The organism is Curtobacterium sp. 1310 (genome assembly GCF_017834105.1).
Lineage (GTDB): Bacteria > Actinomycetota > Actinomycetes > Actinomycetales > Microbacteriaceae > Curtobacterium.
Genome location: NZ_JAFICY010000003.1, coordinates 101,227 through 120,155, shown reverse-complemented (window position 1 = coordinate 120,155; position 18,929 = coordinate 101,227). Strand labels below are relative to the sequence as shown.

Here is an 18,929-nt window from a genome sequence, read left to right as displayed (position 1 = left end):
ACGTCGACCGCTTCCGTCAGTCGGACGACCGCCGCAGCGCCGTCGCCAGGTGCGACCGCACCGGCAGGACCGCCGATTCCTCCTCCGGCGCCTGCGGCAGCGCTCCCAGCGAGAACGACTCGACGACGTCCGGCCCGAACAGCACGCACACCGACGACCCGCCGAACTGGAAGTACCCGAGCTCGTCGCCCTTGCCGACGTGCGCACCGTCCGAGATCCCCTCGCCGATCACGCACGAGGATACGTCGGACATCCCGATGAACACGACCGCGATCGTCCCGATCGCGGGGTCGTCGGCGTCGATGAGCACGATCGCGCGGGTGGCGACGTGTGCCAGGTAGCCCTGTGACAGCTGCGGCTCGGCGGCGTCGGTGCCCTGCGACGAGGCCTCGGAGTAGTAGGTCCCCGGTTCGACCCAGGCGCGCAGGACCGTCCCGGCGACCGGGCTGTGCCAGCGGTGGTACTCGAGCGCGCTGAGGAACGCCTGCCACACGGTGCCGTCGACGAACAGGTCGGCGGTCTCGTCGCCGGCGAGCAGCTCCTCGACCGAGTACGGCTCCGCCTTCGCCCAGAACGCGTCGAGCCGGTGGACGCGGCTGGCGATCCGGTACGGGGTGGCTTCGCAGGGGCTCACCACGACCGCGTCGTCGTCGGGCGCGGCGACCGGGCGCTCGCCGTCCCGGAAGCGCCGCGTGAAGAAGTCGTTCCACGACCCGAAGCCCCAGTGCTCGGCGTCGGCATCGTGCTCGAACCGGTCCATGCCGACCGCCCGACGAGCGGCATCGCTGCACCACCCCGAGGGTGCGTCCACGAGCACCTCGAGGGACTTGTCGCTCGACAGGAAGTCGCACCACCCCTGCAGGATCGTCCGGAGCGCGTCGTTCACGCGCGGGTCCCGGTAGAAGGCGAAGCCCGCCGGGGTCGCCTTCGTCCAGTCGAGCACCCCGTCGAGCGGCGTCATCACCATCTGCTCGTCGCTGTACTCGGGCGCGGTCGTGATGACCTCGTCGACGAGCTCGAGCAGCTCCCCGAACGACTCGAGGTGCCGGTCCTGGTACTCGCGACCAGCGGGGACCTGCTCGATCATCTGGTGCGCGTGCATCCGCAGCACGGGGTCGCCCTCGACGAGGTCGCGGAGGGCCGAGACCGCCGGGTGCAGGGCCCGGTCGGGGTCGCGCTCCTGGTGGCGTTCGCGACGCCCGCGGAGCCAGGCCTCGAGCCCGCTCTGGTCCTGCGGGAGCCATCCCGCGCGGCGTCGGACGTCCTGCTGCTGCGCTCCACCGGTCACGACCCCGACGGTACTCACGCGCGGAGGGAGCGGTCGCAGTTCCGAGGACGACGGACCCCGCCGATCCGTGGATCGGCGGGGTCCGTCAGGCCGCGACCGGGTCAGCGTTCGACGGTGACCTCGGTGGTCGTGAGCCGGTCCCACATGCTGGCTTCCGGGTTCGTCTTGGCGAGGAAGGTCAGCTTGTACCGGCCGGGCGCCTGGTAGACCTTCGCCGCGAAGCGGCCGTCGCGGACGGTGTACTCACCGACCGGCTTCCCGTTGGCGAGGACCAGGACCGTCTTGCCCGGGGCTGTGCCCGTGTAGGTGACGAAGCCCTCCGAGTCGAGCTGCACCGCCCCCGACTGGTCGACCGCGAGCTCGGCGGGCGACTGCTCGCCGCCGCCGTTGCCGTCACCGGGCGTCTCGCCGCCGCCGTTGCCGTCGCCGGGCTGTTCGCCGGTCTCGCGGACGAGGTAGCTCAGTCGTTCGTTGGTGACGGGTGCGCCGTGTTCGGTGGCGGAGAGCGCGACGATCGCGATCTGGGGGCCGGTGGTCGCGGGGATGTCGGCGGACCAGCGGCCGTCCTTGACCTGGGTGGTGGCGAGGACCTGTTCGCCGCTGCCGTAGACGGTGATCCAGCCGGCGGAGGCGCGGCCGGAGAGGGTGATCTTGCCGTCCTTCGGGGTGAGCTCGGCGCCCTGCTGCTGGTCGAGACGCAGCGACCGGGGGTCGACCTGCTCGCCGCCGCCGTTGCCGTCGCCGGGCTGTTCGCCGCCGTTGCCGCCGCCGTTGCCGTCGCCGGGCTGCTCACCACCGCCGGAGCCGCCGCCGTTGCCGTCACCGGGCGTCTCGCCGCCGCCGCTCGACCCGCCGCCGAACGTGTAGTGGTCGTCGGACTCGAGCGACTCCTTCTCCCCGAGCGCCTGCTTCGCCCGCACCTGGTTGTCACCCGCGCGGAACTCGACGGGGACCGTCGCGACACCGTCACCCGAGGCCGTGACGACCTCCGAGCGGCCGTTGGCCACGACCGTCACCTCGGCGCCCGGGAGCGCGTCGTACCGCATCTCGTGGACGAACTGGCCGTGTGCGACCGCACGGGCGATCTCCTCCAGGCGGCGCTCCGAGCTGAGGTCGAGCGGCGCGGACAGGGGGAGGCCGCGGAAGTCGAGGTCGACGACGCGGACGGCCGAGGACTGCCCGGTGTCCACCGCGTAGCGCGCGGTGTCCTGACCGGTGGGCTTCACCTGGAACACGACCTGCTTCCGAGGATCGCCGCTCTTCGCGGCGACGGGCTCACCCGACGGGTCGAGGAGGCGCACGACCGTCGGCGCGTCGACGGTGACGCGCACCTCGACCCACTGCTGGTCGCCGACCCGCTGCGGGGTCTGCTGGACGTCGGTGATGGCGGATCGGGCCGTCGTCGCGGACGATGCCGCCGACCGAGCGTGCTGCTCGGGCGCGGCGAACGCGCCGGAGTTCGCAGCGCCGACGGTGATGCAGCTCGCGAGGACCACGGCGGATCCGACGGTGAGTGGGCGGAGGTTCATGCTGTTCCCTTTCGGAGACTCAATGGACTCCGAAAGGCTATGTATGTGGAATACTGGATGCTGTCATCATGCCGAGTGTGATGCTCAGCGTCCCCGCCCGAACCGCGTGGTCACCCCCGGCGAGTACAGCACCGAGTCCGGCTCCAGTCCGGACAGTCCGAAGGGCAGCCCCGCAGCCGCCACCAGGTCGTCCCGCAGCGACACGAGGGACGCCCGGTGCAGCGGCCACGACTCGTGCTCGTTCGGCCAGTAGCGCGTCGCACCGACCCGCCGCACGTGCATGCCCCACCGTGCCGTCAGGAACGTCTCGAGGGGCGTCGGCTCGTCGACCGCGTCGCCCACCCGGACGTCGAAGGTCGACCGCAGGTGCGTCCCGTGCCGACGCATCGCGTAGCCCACCCGGCCGTCGGTCTTCCGGATCGCCGCGTGCGCCCACCAGTACGGCAGGCCCGTCGCGACCCGTGCGCCGATCGTCGGCAGGAGCTTCCCGGCGTCCAGTGACAGGAACGCGACGCCCCGACGGCCCTGGTCGTCGCACGTGTAGACGCGCACGTTGACCTCGACGAAGTCGCCGACGCTGCCGGCCCGTCCGAGCCCGCCGAGCGGCGGGAAGCGCGTGTCCGTGAAGCGGAACCCGATGAGGCCCACCCAGGTGGTCGCGCCGTCGTCCGTCCCGTCCGGCGCCATCGTGTCCGGGTGCGCTCCGGCGGGCAGCAGCGGTGCCACCGCCGACACGTCGACGCGCCAGTGCACGAAGACCACGTCGAGCCAGTCCTGCGAGATCCACGGCGTCCCGCGCAGGGGCGGTGCCTCCGGCGAGACGGCCGGGAGGCCCGGCTCGCCCCCGCCCCGCTGTCCGGCGGTCACGAGACGGTCCCGTCGGTCGCGCGGGCAGCGTCCGGCGCGTCGTCCCACCCCTGCTGCGGGGTGGCGCAGGTCCCGCGGAACACGTACTGCGACGGGCGCTTCCGCTCGTTCGACACCCAGTCGATGGCGGGACGTCGACGCTCCGGCGGCAGGTAGCCGATGCGGTAGACGGCCATCAGCTCGAGCTCCGGCGGCACCGCGAGGAGCCGCTCGACCTCGGCCCAGGCCTCCTCGACCTCCATCGGGAAGGACACGAACTGGATCCCGAGGCCGAGCTCGGTCGTCGCGAGCCAGACGTTCTCCATCGCCGCGCCCATGCTGAACACGGAGTAGAAGGCGTTGCGCGCCTCCTTCCGGTACTCGTCGCGGTCGAGCATCACCCCGAGCAGGAGCGGCGACCCGGCGACGAGCTTCCGGTTCTCCTCGCCGAGGGTCTGCGGTACCCGGAGCGTGTTCATGAGGAGCTGCCCGCGCTTGGTGAACACCTGCTTCGTGAAGGGCTTGAGCGGTCCCGGCAGCTTGTCGAACAGCATCCCGTCCCGACGTTCGTCCATCTCGGCCTGCGAGAACCGGAAGTACGGACGGTAGCGCGTGAAGAACGACCCCTCGGCCATCGTCTGCGTCATCGACCGGCCGCTGATGTCGGCGATGCGGTCGATGGTGTCGCGCTCCTCGACGATGACGAAGCGCCACGGTTGGCTGTTCAACTGCGAGGGTGCACGTCCTGCGAGCTCCATCAGCAGCCGCTGGTGCTCCTCGGACACCGGGTCGGGCAGGAACGCGCCGTTGGTCGTGCGCCGGCGTCGGATGGCCTCGAAGAGCTCCACTGCATCCCTCGTGTCTCGTCGTCGCGGTCAGCGCCGTGCGAGCAACGCCCCCAGGTAGGACGGTGCGGCGGCGACCGCGACTCTCCAGTGTGCTCCGGAGCGGGGGTTCGTGCGTGGAGCGAGGGCGAGGGGGACGAGCGCCGGCAGCAGGAACAGTGCGGAGCGGTCCCGTGTCCAGGCCGGGGTGGTCGCGGCGACCCCGGTCAGCGTCGCGGTCACGACGAAGAGGCCGTGGTGCACGACGCGGAGCTTCTCCGTGCGGATGACCCGGACCGCGACCGAGGTGCCCCAGAGGCAGTTCGCGACGTACGCGGCGGCGGCTGCGGCGACCAGGCGCCGGGCCGCCGGCGGACGCGTGGGAGTGGCGCCGCGCCTCCCGGCCGTCCTCCCGATCCCCACGACCGCGACCCTACGCGCGGGACGCTCGCAAGACGCAACGTGGGCGCTCCCTCGGACCGCTGTGCCGCTGCGCACCGTCGCCGACGTTGCGTTCCGCGGAGGAGACGGGGGCTACGCGGACTCGCGGGAGACGAGCTTCGACAGGACGATGGCGCTGCGGGTGTGGTCGACCTGCGGGGCCAGGCGCACCCGGTCGAGTGCGAGCTCGAGCGCCGGCAGGTCACGGGAGCGCATGTGCACGACGGCGTCGGCGCTGCCGGTGACGGTCCCGGCGTCCACGACCTCGGGCACGGTGTCGAGCAGCGTGCGGAGCTCGTCGGGGGAGACGGTGCCGCGGCAGTACAGCTCGACCCAGGCCTCGGTCCCGCGGTCCTCGACCGCGGGGTCGACCTTGATCGTGAAGCCCTGGATGACCCCGTCGGCGACCAGGCGATCGACCCGACGCTTGACCGCCGACGCGGAGAGGCCGACCACCGACCCGATGTCGCCGTAGCCGGCTCGGGCGTTCTCCCGGAGCTGGTCCAGGATGCGGTGGTCGAGCGTGTCCATGTTCGTCGATCGTACGCGGGGTTCTTGCGAGCCAGGTGCGTCCGACGCAGGAATCGTGCGTCACCCGAACGGGTGCCATGCGCTCGTGGACGGGGTACTGCACCGATCAGACCGTTCGTGTCAGACTGCTGCTGGCGTCGACCTGGTCCGCTGCGGTGAGTGAGCCTGCATCTCATCGGAGTGCTTCACCCGTGGTGGTTCCTGGCAGGCTCGGGCCCCGGTCCCAGGAGGACTGATGTCGAACACCGCAACCGAACCGCAGGCCGCACCGGCCCGTGTCGCCACGAAGCGCACGATCCTGATGTGCAAGCCGACGCACTACACGGTGAGCTACCGGATCAACCCGTGGATGCACCCCGAGGAGCCGACCGACACGTCGAAGGCCGTCGAGCAGTGGCAGTCGCTCGTCGACGTCTACGAGCAGCTCGGCTTCGACATCTCGTACATCGAGCCGATCGAGGGCCTGCCGGACATGGTCTACGCGGCCAACGGCGGCTTCGTGCTCGACGGCGTCGCGTACGGCGCGAAGTTCCAGTACCCCGAGCGCCAGCCCGAGGGACCCGCGTACATGGACTGGTTCCGCAGCGCCGGCCTCACCGTCGCGGAGCCCGAGGAGACCAACGAGGGCGAGGGCGACTTCCTGCTCATCGGCGACACGATCTTCGCCGGCACGGGCTTCCGCTCCGACAGCACCTCGCACGAGGAGCTCGCCCGCATCTACGGCCGCGAGGTCGTCACCCTCAAGCTCATCAACCCGAGCTTCTACCACCTCGACACCGCCATCGCCGTGCTCGATCCGGAGCCCGACGCGACCGGCCGTTCGAACATCGCCTACCTGGAGAGCGCCTTCGACGAGCCCTCGCTGGCGATCCTGCGCGAGCGCTTCCCCGACGCGGTCATCGCGACCGAGGAGGACGCCGCGATCCTCGGCCTCAACTCGTACTCCGACGGCTACAACGTCGTGATCGCATCGCGTGCGACGACCTTCGCCGAGCAGCTGCGTGAGAAGGGCTACAACCCGATCGGTGTCGACCTGTCCGAGCTGCTGCTCGGCGGCGGCGGCGTGAAGTGCTGCACGCTCGACCTGCACCCCGTCGGCACCGGCACCTCGGTCGCGCGGTAACCGTGAGCACCGCGACCGGAGCCGGCACCCACGCGGGTGCCGGCGCGTCCGGCGACGCCACCGTAGCCGGTGGTGCCACCGTCGCCGCGCTCGCCGTCGAGGACCGCTCCCTCGCCCACAACTACAGCCCGCTGCCGGTCGTCATCGCGTCCGGCCAGGGTGCGTGGGTGACCGACGTCGACGGCAAGCGCTACCTGGACGGACTCGCCGCGTACTCCGCGGTGAACTTCGGCCACGGCAACCCCCGGCTGCTCGACGCCGCCCGGGCCCAGCTCGACCGGGTGACCCTGACGAGCCGCGCGTTCGTGAACGACCGGCTCGGACCCTTCGCCGCCGCTCTGGCATCGCTGACCGACACCGAACTCGTGCTCCCGATGAACACCGGGGCCGAGGCCGTCGAGTCCGCGATCAAGGTGTCGCGCGCCTGGGGCTACCGCGTCAAGGGCGTGCCGGCCGGGCAGGCCACGATCATCGTCGCGTCCGGGAACTTCCACGGGCGCACCACCACGATCGTGTCGTTCTCGGACGACCCCTCGGCCCGCGAGGACTTCGGCCCGTACACGCCGGGCTTCCGCACGGTGCCGTACGGCGATGCAGCGGCCCTGCGGGAGGCGATGGACGAGACCGTCGTCGCCGTCCTGCTCGAGCCGATCCAGGGCGAGGGCGGCGTGGTCATCCCGCCCGAGTCCTACCTCCCCGAGGTCCGCGCGGTCTGCGACGAGTTCGGTGCGCTGTTCGTCGCCGACGAGATCCAGTCCGGGCTCGGGCGCACCGGGCACACCCTGGCCGTCTCGCGTGTCGGTGTCCGACCCGACCTGATCACGCTCGGCAAGGCCCTGGGCGGCGGCATCGTCCCGGTGTCGGCCGTCGTCGGCTCCCGCGAGGTGCTCGGCGTCCTGCGTCCCGGCGAACACGGATCGACGTTCGGCGGCAACCCGCTCGCGGCCGCCGTCGGGTCCGAGGTCGTCGCGATGCTCGGCGAGGGCACGTTCCAGCAGCGCGCGCTCGACGGCGAACCGCTGCTCCGTGGGCTGCTCGACGAGCTCGTCGGGCACGGGGTCGTCTCGCACCGGGTCGCCGGACTCTGGGCGGGGATCGACATCGACCCCGCGCTCGGCACCGGCAAGGAGATCGCGCACGACCTGGCCGACCGCGGCGTGCTCGTGAAGGACACGCACGGGTCGACGACCCGCTTCGCGCCGCCGCTCGTCGTCACCGACGACGAGGTGCGTCTGGCGATCGGGACCCTCGGCGAGGTGCTGGCCGCGCGATAGACGCGACCACCCGACGGACGGGAGGCGCGGTGCCAGCGGGTGCCGCGCCTCCCGTCCGTTGCGCTCGGCCGCGCCCGCGTCGCCCACCGCGCCCGCGCCCCCGTCGCTCACCGCGCGCATCAGCACCCGTCCGCACAACCGGAGGCACGTCGCGCCACGCGATTCCGTGGCGCGACGTGCCGCCGGTTGTGCACCGGCGCCTCGCGCCGTGCGCCGCGCGGTCCGCGCGCGCCGCACCCGCCCCGCGTCAGCGCACCTGCCACCGCTCGACGAGCTGGTCCATCAGCCCGTCGAGCCGCTCGTCCGTCACCCGGCGTGACGGGTCGGCGTCGAACCACGCGACGATCTCCCGCGCCCCCTGCCGGATCGACGTCGTCTGCGCGAACTCGGGCACGAGCGTCTGCACCTTCGTGTTGTCGAAGACCGAGGTGTTCGCCTTGTCCCCGAGCAGGCTCGCGCCCCAGTCGGCGTCGAGCGCGTCGATCGCGTCGGCCGGGACGTGCACGAGCTGGAGGTCCTCGACCCCCGCGGCCGCCGCCAGCTCGTGGGCGATGCGGTCCCAGGTCGGGGCCTCGTCGCCGGTGATGTGGAACGCCTCGCCGATCGCCTCGGCACGGTCGAGCAGCCCGACGAACCCGACCGCGAAGTCCCGCGCGTGCGTGATCGTCCACAGCGAGCTGCCGTCGCCGGTCACGACGATCGGCTTCCCGGCGCGCATCCGTCCGAGCACCGTCCACCCGCCCGAGAACGGCACGAGGGTCTCGTCGTACGTGTGCGACGGCCGGATGATCGTCATCGGGAAGTCGTCCTCGCGGTACGCCTTCGTGAGCAGGTCCTCGCACGCGATCTTGTCGCGGGAGTACTGCCAGAACGGGTTCTTCAGCGGCGTCGACTCGGTGATCGGCAGGTGCGTCGCGGGCGTCTGGTACGCCGAGGCCGACGAGATGAAGACGTACTGGTTCGTGCGACCCGTGAACACCTCGATGTCCCGCTGCACCTGGTCGGGCGTGAACGCCACGAAGTCGATGACGACGTCCCAGTGCTGGTCGCCGATCGCGGCTTCCAGCGCGGTGCGGTCGGACACGTCGGCCTGGAGGCGCGTCACGGCATCCGGGATCGGCCGCTTGTCGGTCGTGCCCCGGTTGAGCACGGTGACGTCGTACCCCTGCTCGACGGCTTCGCGGACGCACGCGGCGCTGATGATGCCGCTGCCGCCGATGAACAGCACGCTCGGTCCCGACATGGATGCTCCCTTGCTCCCGGCGGTGCCGCTGTGCACCGCGCCCCTGCGATCCTGCCCCTCATCCGCTGGGTCGGGCGTCGAGGACCGCGCTGAGCGACGTCACGTCCGCCGCCCACTCGGCGGCGGCGGGGTGGATCCAGCCGAGCAGCTCGAGCGCATCGTCGAGGTCGCGGTGGAGGTCCCGCTGGTGGATCGGTTCGTGGTGCGCGGCGCGGTTCCGAGCCAGGTGCAATCGATGCATCCGTCCTTCGACCTCGCGCCGCCGGGATCGGAGCTCGGCCGGGCCGCGCGGGAACGCTCGATGGAGGTCGGGGACCCAGAGCGATGCGTGGTACCTGGAGCTGAGCAGGTACCGCCAGAACCCGAAGCTCAACTCGGCCACGAGGCGGTCGTGCCGATCACGGGACCCGCCGCGTGCCGCCCGCTCGGCAGCCTTGACGACGTCCTGTCTGCCTCGTGGGTCGAGCGGAGCCTCGTCGAGCCAGTCGCCGACGTTCCTCCGATCGGCCCACGAGGTGAGCTCGCGGTCCAACGCGTTCCGGGCGATGACCTCGACGGCACCCGTCAACTCCATCACCGCGGACGCGGCGCGGAGGTTCCACTCGTACAACCGCATCGCTCCCGGACCGCGTGCGGGTCGAGCGCACGTACGAGGTCAGCCTCGCGTCGGTCAGCAGTGCGATCACGGCTTCGTCGCGCTCGGTCGCTGCTCCCACCAGACCTCCACCTCCCTGTACACTCGTTCGTGAAGACCCCGGAACGATCCCTGGCCCGTGCCACATCGCCGGGGTTTCGTCTTGTGCGGCCCGCTCCTGATACATCACCGTACCGGTCGGCGTACGGCGAGTGGGACGCAGCACGACATCCGCCGACTACCGTCACGGGTCGGGGCGCACCGACGCGCTCCACGACAGGAGTGACACGCACATGGAGTACCGCTACCTCGGCAACTCGGGCCTCAAGGTCTCCGAGATCACCTACGGCAACTGGCTCACCCACGCATCCCAGGTCGAGAACGACGCGGCGATCGCCTGCGTCCGGGCCGCGCTCGACGTCGGCATCTCGACGTTCGACACCGCCGACGTCTACGCCAACACCGGGGCCGAGACCGTCCTCGGCGAGGCGCTCAAGGGGGAGCGGCGCCAGTCCCTCGAGATCGCCACGAAGGTCTTCGGTCCGACCGGCCCGAAGGGGCACAACGACACCGGGCTGAGCCGGAAGCACATCCTCGAGTCGATCGACGGCTCGCTCGAGCGGCTGCAGACCGACTACGTCGACCTGTACCAGGCGCACCGCTTCGACCACGAGACGCCGCTCGAGGAGACGATGCAGGCCTTCGCCGACGTCGTGCGGCAGGGAAAGGTCCTGTACGTCGGCGTCTCGGAGTGGACCGCGGACCAGCTCCGGGCCGGGGCCGAGCTCGCGAAGGACCTCGGGTTCCAGCTCATCTCGAACCAGCCGCAGTACTCGGCGCTCTGGCGGGTCATCGAGGGCGAGGTCGTCCCCGCGTCGAAGGAGCTCGGGATCTCGCAGATCGTCTGGTCCCCGATCGCGCAGGGCGTCCTGACGGGCAAGTACCAGCCCGGTCAGCCGCTGCCCGAGGGCTCGCGCGCCACTGACGACAAGGGCGGCGCGAAGATGATCGAGCGCTTCATGAACGACGAGACGCTCACGGCGGTGCAGGAGCTGAAGCCGATCGCGGACGAGCTGAGCCTGTCGATGGCGCAGCTCGCGGTGGCCTGGGTGCTGCAGAACGAGAACGTGGCGTCGGCGATCATCGGTGCCTCGCGTCCGGAGCAGGTGCACGACAACGCCGGCGCTGCCGGGGTGCAGATCCCCGCGGAGCTGATGTCCCGGATCGACGACGCCCTCGGGTCGGTCGTCGAGCGCGACCCGGCGAAGACGAACGACAGCAGCCCGAAGACCCGCGAGGCCTGAGGCTGCGAAGCCGCAGCGGTCCGGCTGCACAACCGGAAGCACGTTGCGCCAGGGAAGTCCGTGGCGCAACGTGCTTCTCGTTGTGCGCGAGCAGGTCGAGCCCCCGAAGTGCGACGAGCGACGGCCGGGAACGCAAAAGAGCCCCTCACTCTCGTGAGGGGCTCTTCACCGTGGCTGGACACGGCATCGATCCGTGGACCTTTCGATTTTCAGTCGAACGCTCTACCAACTGAGCTATCCAGCCGTGGCGACCCTGACGGGACTTGAACCCGCGACCTCCGCCGTGACAGGGCGGCACGCTAACCAACTGCGCTACAGGGCCATATTGTGTTGTGTTCGGTGTCGTACTGCTGCTTGCTCACTCACGTGGAGTGACCCCAACGGGATTCGAACCCGTGCTGCCGCCGTGAAAGGGCGGTGTCCTAGGCCACTAAACGATAGGGCCGCAAGCTGCGCCGTGCGCTACCGGGAGTCAAGCATACGGACGCTCTGCGTGATGCACAAATCGAGTGCCCCCGAGCGTGCATCCCCGGCGTGTCGCGCTGTCACGATGGGCATCAGCCGGGCGCTCGGTGCGACCATCATGGGCGGCCGAGGCCCTCGCTCGGGGGTGTCCCTGCCGTGACCCGTGTTGTTACTGTTGCGTCTGTTGACAGTGTGGCGTGCCCGAGCCTCGCCGCACCGTTACGAAACCGAGACCATGTCGCCTGCACCCCACCGCATCCCCCGCCCCCGCTCCCGCCGCCGCGTCATCGCCGCCGCGGTCGCCGTCGTGCTCTCCGCCGGGGCACTCGCCGCGGTCGGCCCGGTCTCCGCGGCATCGGCTGCCGGGTACCCCAGCTGGTCGGACGTCGAGCAGGCCAAGGCATCGAAGGACGCCCAGCAGGCCAAGGTCACCGAGATCAAGGCGCTCCTGCAGGACCTGACCGCGAAGGCATCGGCCACGCAGCAGGAGTCCGAGGCAGCCGGCACGGCCTACCAGACGGCGCAGACGAAGTACGACGCGGCGACGCTCGAGCAGCAGACGCTGCAGCACCAGGCGGACGACGCCGACCGCACCGCGAAGCGTTCCGAGGAGCAGGCCGGCCAGCTCGCCGCGCAGCTCGGTCGCGCGAGTGCGAACGACGTGACGACCGACATCCTCACGCACCCGTCCGACTCGGGTGACCTGCTCTACGAGCTCGGCGCGATGTCGAAGCTCACGGAGCAGGCCGACGGCATCTACTCGCAGGCCTCGCAGGACCGCGGTGTCGCCCAGGGCCTCGCCGACCGCGCCGAGCAGGCGAAGGAGGCCCTCGGCACCCTCGCCGACGCGGCCCAGGCGAAGATGCAGGCGGCCCAGGACGCCGCTGACCGGGCACAGACCGCGGTCGACGCGCAGGCGGACAACAAGGCCCGCCTCGAGGCGCAGCTCACCCTGCTGACCACGAACGCGAAGGACGTCGAGGCCGAGTACGACAAGGGCGTCGCTGCCGAGAAGGCCCGTGAGGCGGCCCGGGCTGCGGCGGCCGCGAAGGCTGCCGAGCAGGCGGCCGCGACGGGCCAGGGCGGCTCCGGCGGCGGGGCCCCGAACTCCTCCGGGTGGGTCCGTCCCGCCGGCGGGTACCAGACGAGCCCCTACGGCTACCGTGTCGACCCGTACACGCACTACCGGGCACTGCACGCCGGCGTCGACCTCGCGCCCGCCTGCTACGCCCCGATCTACGCCGCCCACGCCGGCACGGTGACGTTCGCGGCCAACGGCGGCGGCTACGGCAACGAGGTCGTCCTCGACAACGGCGGCGGCATCTCCACCGCCTACGGGCACATCGTCGACGGCGGCATACTCGTCTCCGTCGGGCAGCACGTCGAGGCCGGACAGCAGATCGCGAAGATCGGCTCCACCGGCTGGTCGACCGGGTGCCACCTCCACTTCGAGACCCGGGTGAACGGCTCCGCCGTCGACCCGGTCCCCTTCATGGCAGCGCGGGGGATCTCGGTATGAGCAACAGCGCCGTCGAGAGGCCCTGAGCGAGACATGAAGCCCTCCACCCTGTCCGGCTGCACCGCGGTCGTCGCCGTCCTCGGCATCGGTCTGTCGGTCGTCCTCGCCGGTCCCGCCCAGGCAGCTCCCTCGGCCCCGAGCTGGGACGACGTGCGCCAGGCGAAGGCCGACACGGCGCAGGCCCAGACGACGGCGGACGAGCTGAGTGCCCGGCTGCAGACGCTGCAGGACGCCGCGGACAGCGCCGAGGTCTCCGAGCTCCAGGCGGCGCAGGACTACGCGATGGCGGTGTCGCAGCAGCAGGAGGCGCAGGCGTCCCTCGACGACCTGACGGCGCAGGCGAAGCGTGCCGAGCGGCGGGCGGACGAGTCGGCGGCCCAGGTCGCCGGGCTCGTGGTCGAGCTCTCCCGCACGGGCGGCGGTGACCTGTCGACCTCGATGCTCGTCGACGCCTCGGACGCGAAGGACCTGCTCTACCGCGTGGGAACGGTCTCGCACCTGTCCGAGCGTTCGGCCCGTGTGCTCGCGCAGGCACAGACCGACCAGAACACCGTCGAGTCGATCGCCGCGCAGCAGTCGGCGGCGACGAAGGCCCTCGCCGCAGCGACCACGAAGTCCGAGCGTGCCCTCGACGACGCCAACGACGCGTCCGCCTCGGCTCGTGCCCGGGTGCAGCAGCAGCAGGACGAGCAGTCCGAGGTGCTCGACCAGCTGGCGTTCCTCAAGGGGACGAGCAAGGCGACCGAGACGGCGTACTGGAACGAGCAGCAGGCGAAGCGGGCCGAGCAGCAGCTCGCTGCCAGGACCGCCGCCGCCTCCCGTGACACGGCACCCAGCGCCGGCGACTCCGGTGGCAGCAGCGACCCCGCGTCGCCGTCCGTGCCGTCGCGCCCGAGCTCGAACCAGCCGAGCACGACGCAGCCGAACACGAGCCCCTCGCGCCCGAGCACGAGCCCGTCGCGCCCGAGCACGACGCAGCCGAACACGACCCCGTCACGTCCGGCTCCTGCTCCGGCTCCCGCGCCTGCTCCGGCCCCTGCGGCGGCGCCGGCCCCAGCTCCGGCCCCCGCACCGGCACCGGTCTCGAGCCCGTCGAAGGCCGCCGGTGCCATCGCGTACGCCCGCGCCCAGCTCGGCAAGCCGTACCTGATGGGCGGGGCGGGCCCGAGCACCTGGGACTGCTCCGGCCTGGTGATGATGGCGTACAACTCGCAGGGCATCGCGACCGGCGGGCACAACGTCGTCTGGCAGTACAACCACTTCGCGTCGATCGGCCGGCTCGTCCCGCTGTCGCAGCGCCAGCCGGGCGACATCCTCTTCTACTCGTCGAACGGCAGCGTCTCCGGCGCCTACCACGACAGCATCGTCACGAGCTACGGCACGATGGTCGAGGCCGCCCGCCCCGGTGTCGGCGTGGTCGAGCGCGGCATCTGGTTGCCGAACCAGCTCCTGCCGTACGTCGCCCGTCCGAGCGGCTCGCTCTAGCCCGAGCGACCGGCCGGCGACCGGCACCGGCGGCCGGCGACCGGCACCGGCGACCGGAGTCCGAGCGACCGGCGACCAGCACGAACGACAGCGCCCGCGCTCCCCGAGGGGAGCGCGGGCGCCGTCGTTCGTGCGAGCGTCAGTGACCGGCGGGCACGTACGCGGCCTGGCCGGCCTGCACGATCGCCTCGGCCTCCGCGGCGTCGCCCCAGCCGTCGGCCTTGACCCACTTGTTCGGCTCGAGGTCCTTGTAGCGCTCGAAGAAGTGCGCGATCTCGGCCTTGGTCTGCTCGTCGACGTCCGAGATGTCCTGGATGTGCTGCCAGCGCGGGTCCTTCGCGGGGACCACGAGGACCTTCGCGTCGTTGCCGGCCTCGTCGCTCATCTTGAAGACACCGACGGGGCGGACCTTCACGCCGACGCCCGGGAACACCGGGTACTCGAGCAGCAGGAGCGCGTCCACGGGGTCGCCGTCGTCGGCCAGCGTGTTCTCGAAGAACCCGTAGTCGGTCGGGTAGACGAAGGACGTGAACAGCACGCGGTCGAGGTACACACGACCGGTCTCGTGGTCGACCTCGTACTTGTTGCGGCTGCCCTTGGGGATCTCGACGACGACGTCGTACGCGGTCATGGTGCGCTCCTGGTCTCATGTGCGGGAAGAAAGCGCGGCTAACGTTACCGGGTGAACACTCCGCGTCCCCGGTTGGACCCGGCCGTCGCCGCGACCCGGCTGGCGGTCCGGACGCTCCTCGCCCAGGCTCGTGACGAGGGGCTGCTGCACCGCGGCGACCTGGTCACGGTCGCGCTGAGCGGGGGAGCGGACTCGCTCGCGCTCGCCGCGGCCACCGCGTTCGAGGCACCGAAGCAGGACCTGCGGGCCGGCGCGGTCGTGGTCGACCACGCGCTCCAGGCGGGCAGCGAGGCGGTGGCGAGCCGTGCCTCCCGGACGGCCGCGTCGGTGGGTCTCGACCCGGTGACGGTCCGCAGGGTCGCGGTCGGCACGGACGGTGGTCCGGAGGGCGCCGCCCGGGAGGCACGGCACGCCGCCGTCGCGGAGGTCGCCGCCGACACCGGGTCACCCCTGGTGCTGTTCGGCCACACGCTCGACGACCAGGCCGAGACCGTGCTGCTCGGCCTGCTGCGGGGCAGCGGGCCGGACGCGCTGTCCGGCATGCCGCCGCTCGCGCGACGCGCGACCGGGCCGGCGTACGGCCGGCCGCTCCTCGGTGTCCGCCGGCACACGACCCGGCAGGCGGCGGTCGCCGCGGGCCTCGTGCCGTGGGACGACCCGCAGAACGACGACCCCGCGTACGCACGGGTGCGCGTCCGGAGCACGCTGATGCCGGCGCTCGAGCGGGAGCTCGGCGCGGGGGTGCCCGAGGCGCTCGCCCGCACCGCCGAGCAGCTCCGCGAGGACGCCGCGGCACTCGACCACTTCGCCGAGGAGATGGCGGAGGACCTCGCCGAGCACTCCGAGGCAGGCATCTCGCTCTCCGTGCCGGAGCTGCTGGCGAACCCGCCGGCGCTCCGGCAGCGACTCGTCCGCCTGGCGGTCGAGGGGGAGTTCGGCGTGACGCTGTCCCGCACGCAGACGCTCGAGGTCTGCCGGCTCGTGACCGACTGGCGCGGGCAGGGCCCGGTCGACCTGCCGGGGGTTCGGGCGTCGCGCGAGGGCGAGCGCATCGCGTTCGCCGCCCGTTAGAGTGCTCTGGTGGAACTCTCCGACGTCCAGGCAGACCTGTCCGAAGTGCTCTTCACCCCCGAGCAGATCGACGAGAAGCTCGCCGAACTCGCCGCGGTGGTCGACCGTGACTACGCGGGGAAGGACCCGCTGCTCGTCGGCGTGCTGAAGGGCGCCGTCATGGTCATGGCGGACTTCTCGCGGCACCTCAAGATGCAGGCGCGCATGGACTGGATGGCGGTCTCGTCGTACGGCTCCGGCACGAAGTCGTCCGGCGTCGTGCGGATCCTCAAGGACCTCGACACCGACCTGCACGGCCGCGACGTCATCATCGTCGAGGACATCATCGACTCCGGCCTGACGCTGTCCTGGCTGAAGCAGAACCTCGAGTCCCGCGGTGCCGCGAGCGTCGAGATCGTCGCGCTGCTCCGCAAGCCCGAGGCCGCCAAGGTCGAGGTCGACGTGAAGTACGCCGGCTTCGAGATCCCCGACGCGTTCGTGGTCGGCTACGGCCTGGACTTCGACGAGCGCTACCGCAACCTGCGCGGCATCGGCGTCCTCGCGCCGCACGTCTACTCCTGAGGCCCGCCGGGCCGTCCGGACCACGGGCGGCCCGTACGGCTCCCTCCGGGCACGGGTGGAGTTCGCCCGCAGAGGACACCCATTCTCGCCACAGAGTCACCGCCGTATGCTGACCTCCACGCAACTCCGGCAGAGAAAGGTGTCGGGCCATCGCGCCCGGATCACATGAACTTCAAGCGCATCTTCCGCGGCCCGTACCTCTACGTGCTCATCGCGCTGGTCGGCATCTTCATCGGCTGGAGCGTGATCGCACAGTCCGGCACGCAGCAGATCGACACCCGGAAGGGTCTCGAGCAGCTCGCCGACGGCAAGGTCTCGTCCGTGGTCGTCAACTCGACCGAGCAGCGCGTCGACCTGACCCTCAAGGACGGCAACGCGAAGGAGCAGTTCTACTACTCCACGCCGCGTGGCGAAGAGGTCGTCTCGGCCGTCAACGACGCGAACCTGCCCGACGGGTACAACGACGTGGTGAACCAGGGCAACTGGTTCCTGTCGCTCCTCGGGATCATCCTGCCGTTCCTCATCATCGGCGCCCTGTTCTGGTTCCTGCTCTCGAGTGCCCAGGGCGGCGGCTCGAAGGTCATGCAGTTCGGCAAGTCGCGCGCGAAGATGAACAACAAGGAGAACCCGCAGGTCACCTTCGCCGACGTCGCCGGTTCGGACGAGGCGATCGAGGAGCTCCACGAGATCAAGGAGTTCCTGCAGGAGCCCGCGAAGTTCCAGGCGGTCGGCGCGAAGATCCCGAAGGGCGTGCTGCTGTACGGCCCTCCCGGCACCGGCAAGACCCTGCTCGCACGCGCCGTCGCGGGCGAGGCCGGCGTGCCGTTCTACTCGATCTCCGGTTCGGACTTCGTCGAGATGTTCGTCGGTGTCGGTGCGAGCCGCGTCCGTGACCTGTTCGAGCAGGCCAAGCAGAACGCCCCCGCGATCGTCTTCATCGACGAGATCGACGCCGTGGGCCGCCACCGTGGCGCCGGCATCGGCGGTGGCAACGACGAACGCGAGCAGACGCTGAACCAGCTCCTCGTCGAGATGGACGGCTTCGACGGCAAGACGAACGTCATCCTCATCGCGGCGACGAACCGCCCCGACGTCCTCGACCCCGCGCTCCTGCGTCCGGGCCGCTTCGACCGCCAGATCGGCGTCGACGCCCCGAGCCTGCAGGGCCGCAAGCAGATCCTCGAGGTGCACGCGAAGGGCAAGCCGCTCGCCGCGAGCGTCGACCTCGAGCTCCTCGCCCGCAAGACGCCGGGCTTCACCGGTGCCGACCTGGCGAACGTCCTCAACGAGGCCGCCCTGCTCACCGCCCGGTCGAACGCGCAGCTCATCGACAACCGCGCCCTGGACGAGGCCGTCGACCGCGTCATGGCGGGTCCGCAGCGCCGCACGCGCATCATGTCCGACCAGGAGAAGCTGATCACGGCGTACCACGAGGGTGGTCACGCCCTGGCCGCCGCCGCGATGCGCCACACCGACCCGGTGACGAAGATCACGATCCTGCCGCGTGGTCGCGCCCTCGGCTACACGATGGTGCTCCCGCTCGAGGACAAGTACTCCGTGACCCGCAACGAGCTCCTCGACCAGCTCACCTACGCCATGGGTGGCCGCGTCGCCGAGGAGATCGTGTTCCACGACCCGACCACGGGTGCGTCGAACGACATCGAGAAGGCCACGTCGACCGCACGCAAGATGGTCACCGAGTACGGCATGAGCCGTGCCGTCGGTTCCGTCAAGCTCGGGTCGGGCTCGAGCGAGCCGTTCGTCGGCCGCGAGATGGGCGGCAGCAGCGGACGCGACTACTCGGAGAACATCGCCGAGACGGTCGACGCCGAGACCCGTGCCCTGCTCGAGGCGGCCCACGACGAGGCCTACCAGGTGCTCAACGACAACCGCGACATCCTCGACCGCCTGGCCGGCGAGCTCCTCGACAAGGAGACGCTGGACGCGCCGGAGCTCGTCGAGATCTTCAAGGACGTCCGCAAGCTCCCGGAGCGCCCGCAGTGGCTCTCGAGCGACCGTCGTCCGGTCTCGAACCTGCCTGCGATCGAGTTCCCGGGCAAGGCCGCGTCGACCGCGGCGGAGCAGGGCGACACCGAGTCGTCGTCGAAGCCTCGTCGTCGCCCGTTCGGCAACCCCGGTATCGCCCCCGCGTAGGCCGGC

17 protein-coding genes and 3 tRNA genes are annotated in these 18,929 nt (G+C 71.2%); 8 read left to right on the top strand and 12 right to left on the bottom strand.

The annotated features are described in order from the left end of the window. Window positions 1-16 precede the first annotated feature (16 nt). From JOD95_RS08850 to JOD95_RS08825, 6 genes are all read right to left on the bottom strand, one after another. Window positions 17-1,288 carry a phosphatidylserine decarboxylase family protein gene (locus tag JOD95_RS08850; protein ID WP_209684626.1) on the bottom strand — a complete coding sequence of 424 codons (1,272 nt, stop codon included), beginning with the start codon at window positions 1,286-1,288 and terminating at the stop codon, window positions 17-19. 101 nt (window positions 1,289-1,389) lie between these two features. Then, the gene (locus JOD95_RS08845) at window positions 1,390-2,817 is read right to left on the bottom strand and encodes a hypothetical protein (RefSeq protein WP_209684624.1); all 1,428 of its coding nucleotides are present in this window, start codon (window positions 2,815-2,817) and stop codon (window positions 1,390-1,392) included. Window positions 2,818-2,901: 84 nt separating this feature from the next. Next, a complete protein-coding gene (locus JOD95_RS08840) occupies window positions 2,902-3,684 on the bottom strand; it encodes a YqjF family protein (RefSeq protein WP_271827066.1) in 783 nt (260 codons plus the stop codon). Then, window positions 3,681-4,511, bottom strand: a complete 831-nt coding sequence (locus tag JOD95_RS08835; protein WP_066651387.1) for a nitroreductase family protein — start codon at window positions 4,509-4,511, stop codon at window positions 3,681-3,683. The genes JOD95_RS08840 and JOD95_RS08835 overlap by 4 nt, the downstream gene beginning before the upstream one ends. A 27-nt stretch (window positions 4,512-4,538) precedes the next feature. Further along, entirely contained in the window at window positions 4,539-4,910 is a 372-nt protein-coding gene (locus tag JOD95_RS08830; RefSeq protein ID WP_209684622.1) for a hypothetical protein, read from the bottom strand. A gap of 111 nt (window positions 4,911-5,021) precedes the next feature. Then, entirely contained in the window at window positions 5,022-5,459 is a 438-nt protein-coding gene (locus JOD95_RS08825) for an Lrp/AsnC family transcriptional regulator (RefSeq protein WP_058729711.1), read from the bottom strand. A 235-nt stretch (window positions 5,460-5,694) separates the two neighbouring features. Between JOD95_RS08825 and ddaH the strand changes: the two genes are divergently transcribed. Further along, complete coding sequence (gene ddaH, locus JOD95_RS08820; RefSeq protein WP_209684620.1) at window positions 5,695-6,582, top strand: dimethylargininase; 888 nt, start codon at window positions 5,695-5,697, stop codon at window positions 6,580-6,582. A gap of 2 nt (window positions 6,583-6,584) precedes the next feature. Beyond that, complete coding sequence (gene rocD / locus JOD95_RS08815) at window positions 6,585-7,856, top strand: ornithine--oxo-acid transaminase (RefSeq protein WP_307810410.1); 1,272 nt, start codon at window positions 6,585-6,587, stop codon at window positions 7,854-7,856. 247 nt (window positions 7,857-8,103) lie between these two features. Here rocD and JOD95_RS08810 read toward each other — a convergent pair whose 3' ends face one another. Together JOD95_RS08810 and JOD95_RS08805 are read right to left on the bottom strand one after the other, a co-directional pair. Next, window positions 8,104-9,099: an SDR family oxidoreductase gene (locus JOD95_RS08810; protein ID WP_209684618.1), complete on the bottom strand. Its 996-nt coding sequence runs from the start codon at window positions 9,097-9,099 to the stop codon at window positions 8,104-8,106. 58 nt (window positions 9,100-9,157) lie between these two features. After that, complete coding sequence (locus JOD95_RS08805; protein WP_209684616.1) at window positions 9,158-9,709, bottom strand: hypothetical protein; 552 nt, start codon at window positions 9,707-9,709, stop codon at window positions 9,158-9,160. A 317-nt stretch (window positions 9,710-10,026) separates the two neighbouring features. Between JOD95_RS08805 and JOD95_RS08800 the strand changes: the two genes are divergently transcribed. Continuing rightward, window positions 10,027-11,037: an aldo/keto reductase family protein gene (locus tag JOD95_RS08800; protein WP_209684614.1), complete on the top strand. Its 1,011-nt coding sequence runs from the start codon at window positions 10,027-10,029 to the stop codon at window positions 11,035-11,037. Between the two features lie 171 nt (window positions 11,038-11,208). Here the strand turns inward: JOD95_RS08800 and JOD95_RS08795 are convergent. The 3 genes from JOD95_RS08795 to JOD95_RS08785 all read right to left on the bottom strand — a co-directional run bounded on the left by JOD95_RS08795 (window position 11,209) and on the right by JOD95_RS08785 (window position 11,482). Further along, window positions 11,209-11,281, bottom strand: a tRNA-Phe gene (locus JOD95_RS08795). 1 nt (window position 11,282) lies between these two features. Continuing rightward, window positions 11,283-11,359: transfer RNA gene (locus tag JOD95_RS08790), tRNA-Asp, on the bottom strand. 50 nt (window positions 11,360-11,409) lie between these two features. After that, a tRNA-Glu gene (locus JOD95_RS08785) sits at window positions 11,410-11,482 on the bottom strand. 255 nt (window positions 11,483-11,737) lie between these two features. Here JOD95_RS08785 and JOD95_RS08780 point away from each other — a divergent pair. Beyond that, window positions 11,738-13,021, top strand: a complete 1,284-nt coding sequence (locus JOD95_RS08780; protein WP_209684612.1) for a M23 family metallopeptidase — start codon at window positions 11,738-11,740, stop codon at window positions 13,019-13,021. Between the two features lie 33 nt (window positions 13,022-13,054). Further along, complete coding sequence (locus JOD95_RS08775) at window positions 13,055-14,506, top strand: NlpC/P60 family protein (RefSeq protein ID WP_209684610.1); 1,452 nt, start codon at window positions 13,055-13,057, stop codon at window positions 14,504-14,506. Window positions 14,507-14,645: 139 nt separating this feature from the next. Here the strand turns inward: JOD95_RS08775 and JOD95_RS08770 are convergent, their stop codons facing one another. Then, on the bottom strand, window positions 14,646-15,137 hold the full coding sequence (locus tag JOD95_RS08770; protein ID WP_066651400.1) for an inorganic diphosphatase: 492 nt from the start codon (window positions 15,135-15,137) through the stop codon (window positions 14,646-14,648). A gap of 51 nt (window positions 15,138-15,188) precedes the next feature. On the opposite strand from JOD95_RS08770, the gene tilS reads away from it, so the two are divergent. From tilS to ftsH, 3 genes are all read left to right on the top strand, one after another. Beyond that, window positions 15,189-16,208: a tRNA lysidine(34) synthetase TilS gene (gene tilS / locus JOD95_RS08765; protein WP_066651402.1), complete on the top strand. Its 1,020-nt coding sequence runs from the start codon at window positions 15,189-15,191 to the stop codon at window positions 16,206-16,208. Between the two features lie 9 nt (window positions 16,209-16,217). Continuing rightward, entirely contained in the window at window positions 16,218-16,769 is a 552-nt protein-coding gene (hpt, locus tag JOD95_RS08760) for a hypoxanthine phosphoribosyltransferase (protein ID WP_031272831.1), read from the top strand. A 165-nt stretch (window positions 16,770-16,934) separates the two neighbouring features. Beyond that, complete coding sequence (ftsH, locus tag JOD95_RS08755) at window positions 16,935-18,923, top strand: ATP-dependent zinc metalloprotease FtsH (protein WP_209684608.1); 1,989 nt, start codon at window positions 16,935-16,937, stop codon at window positions 18,921-18,923. Window positions 18,924-18,929: the final 6 nt, after the last annotated feature.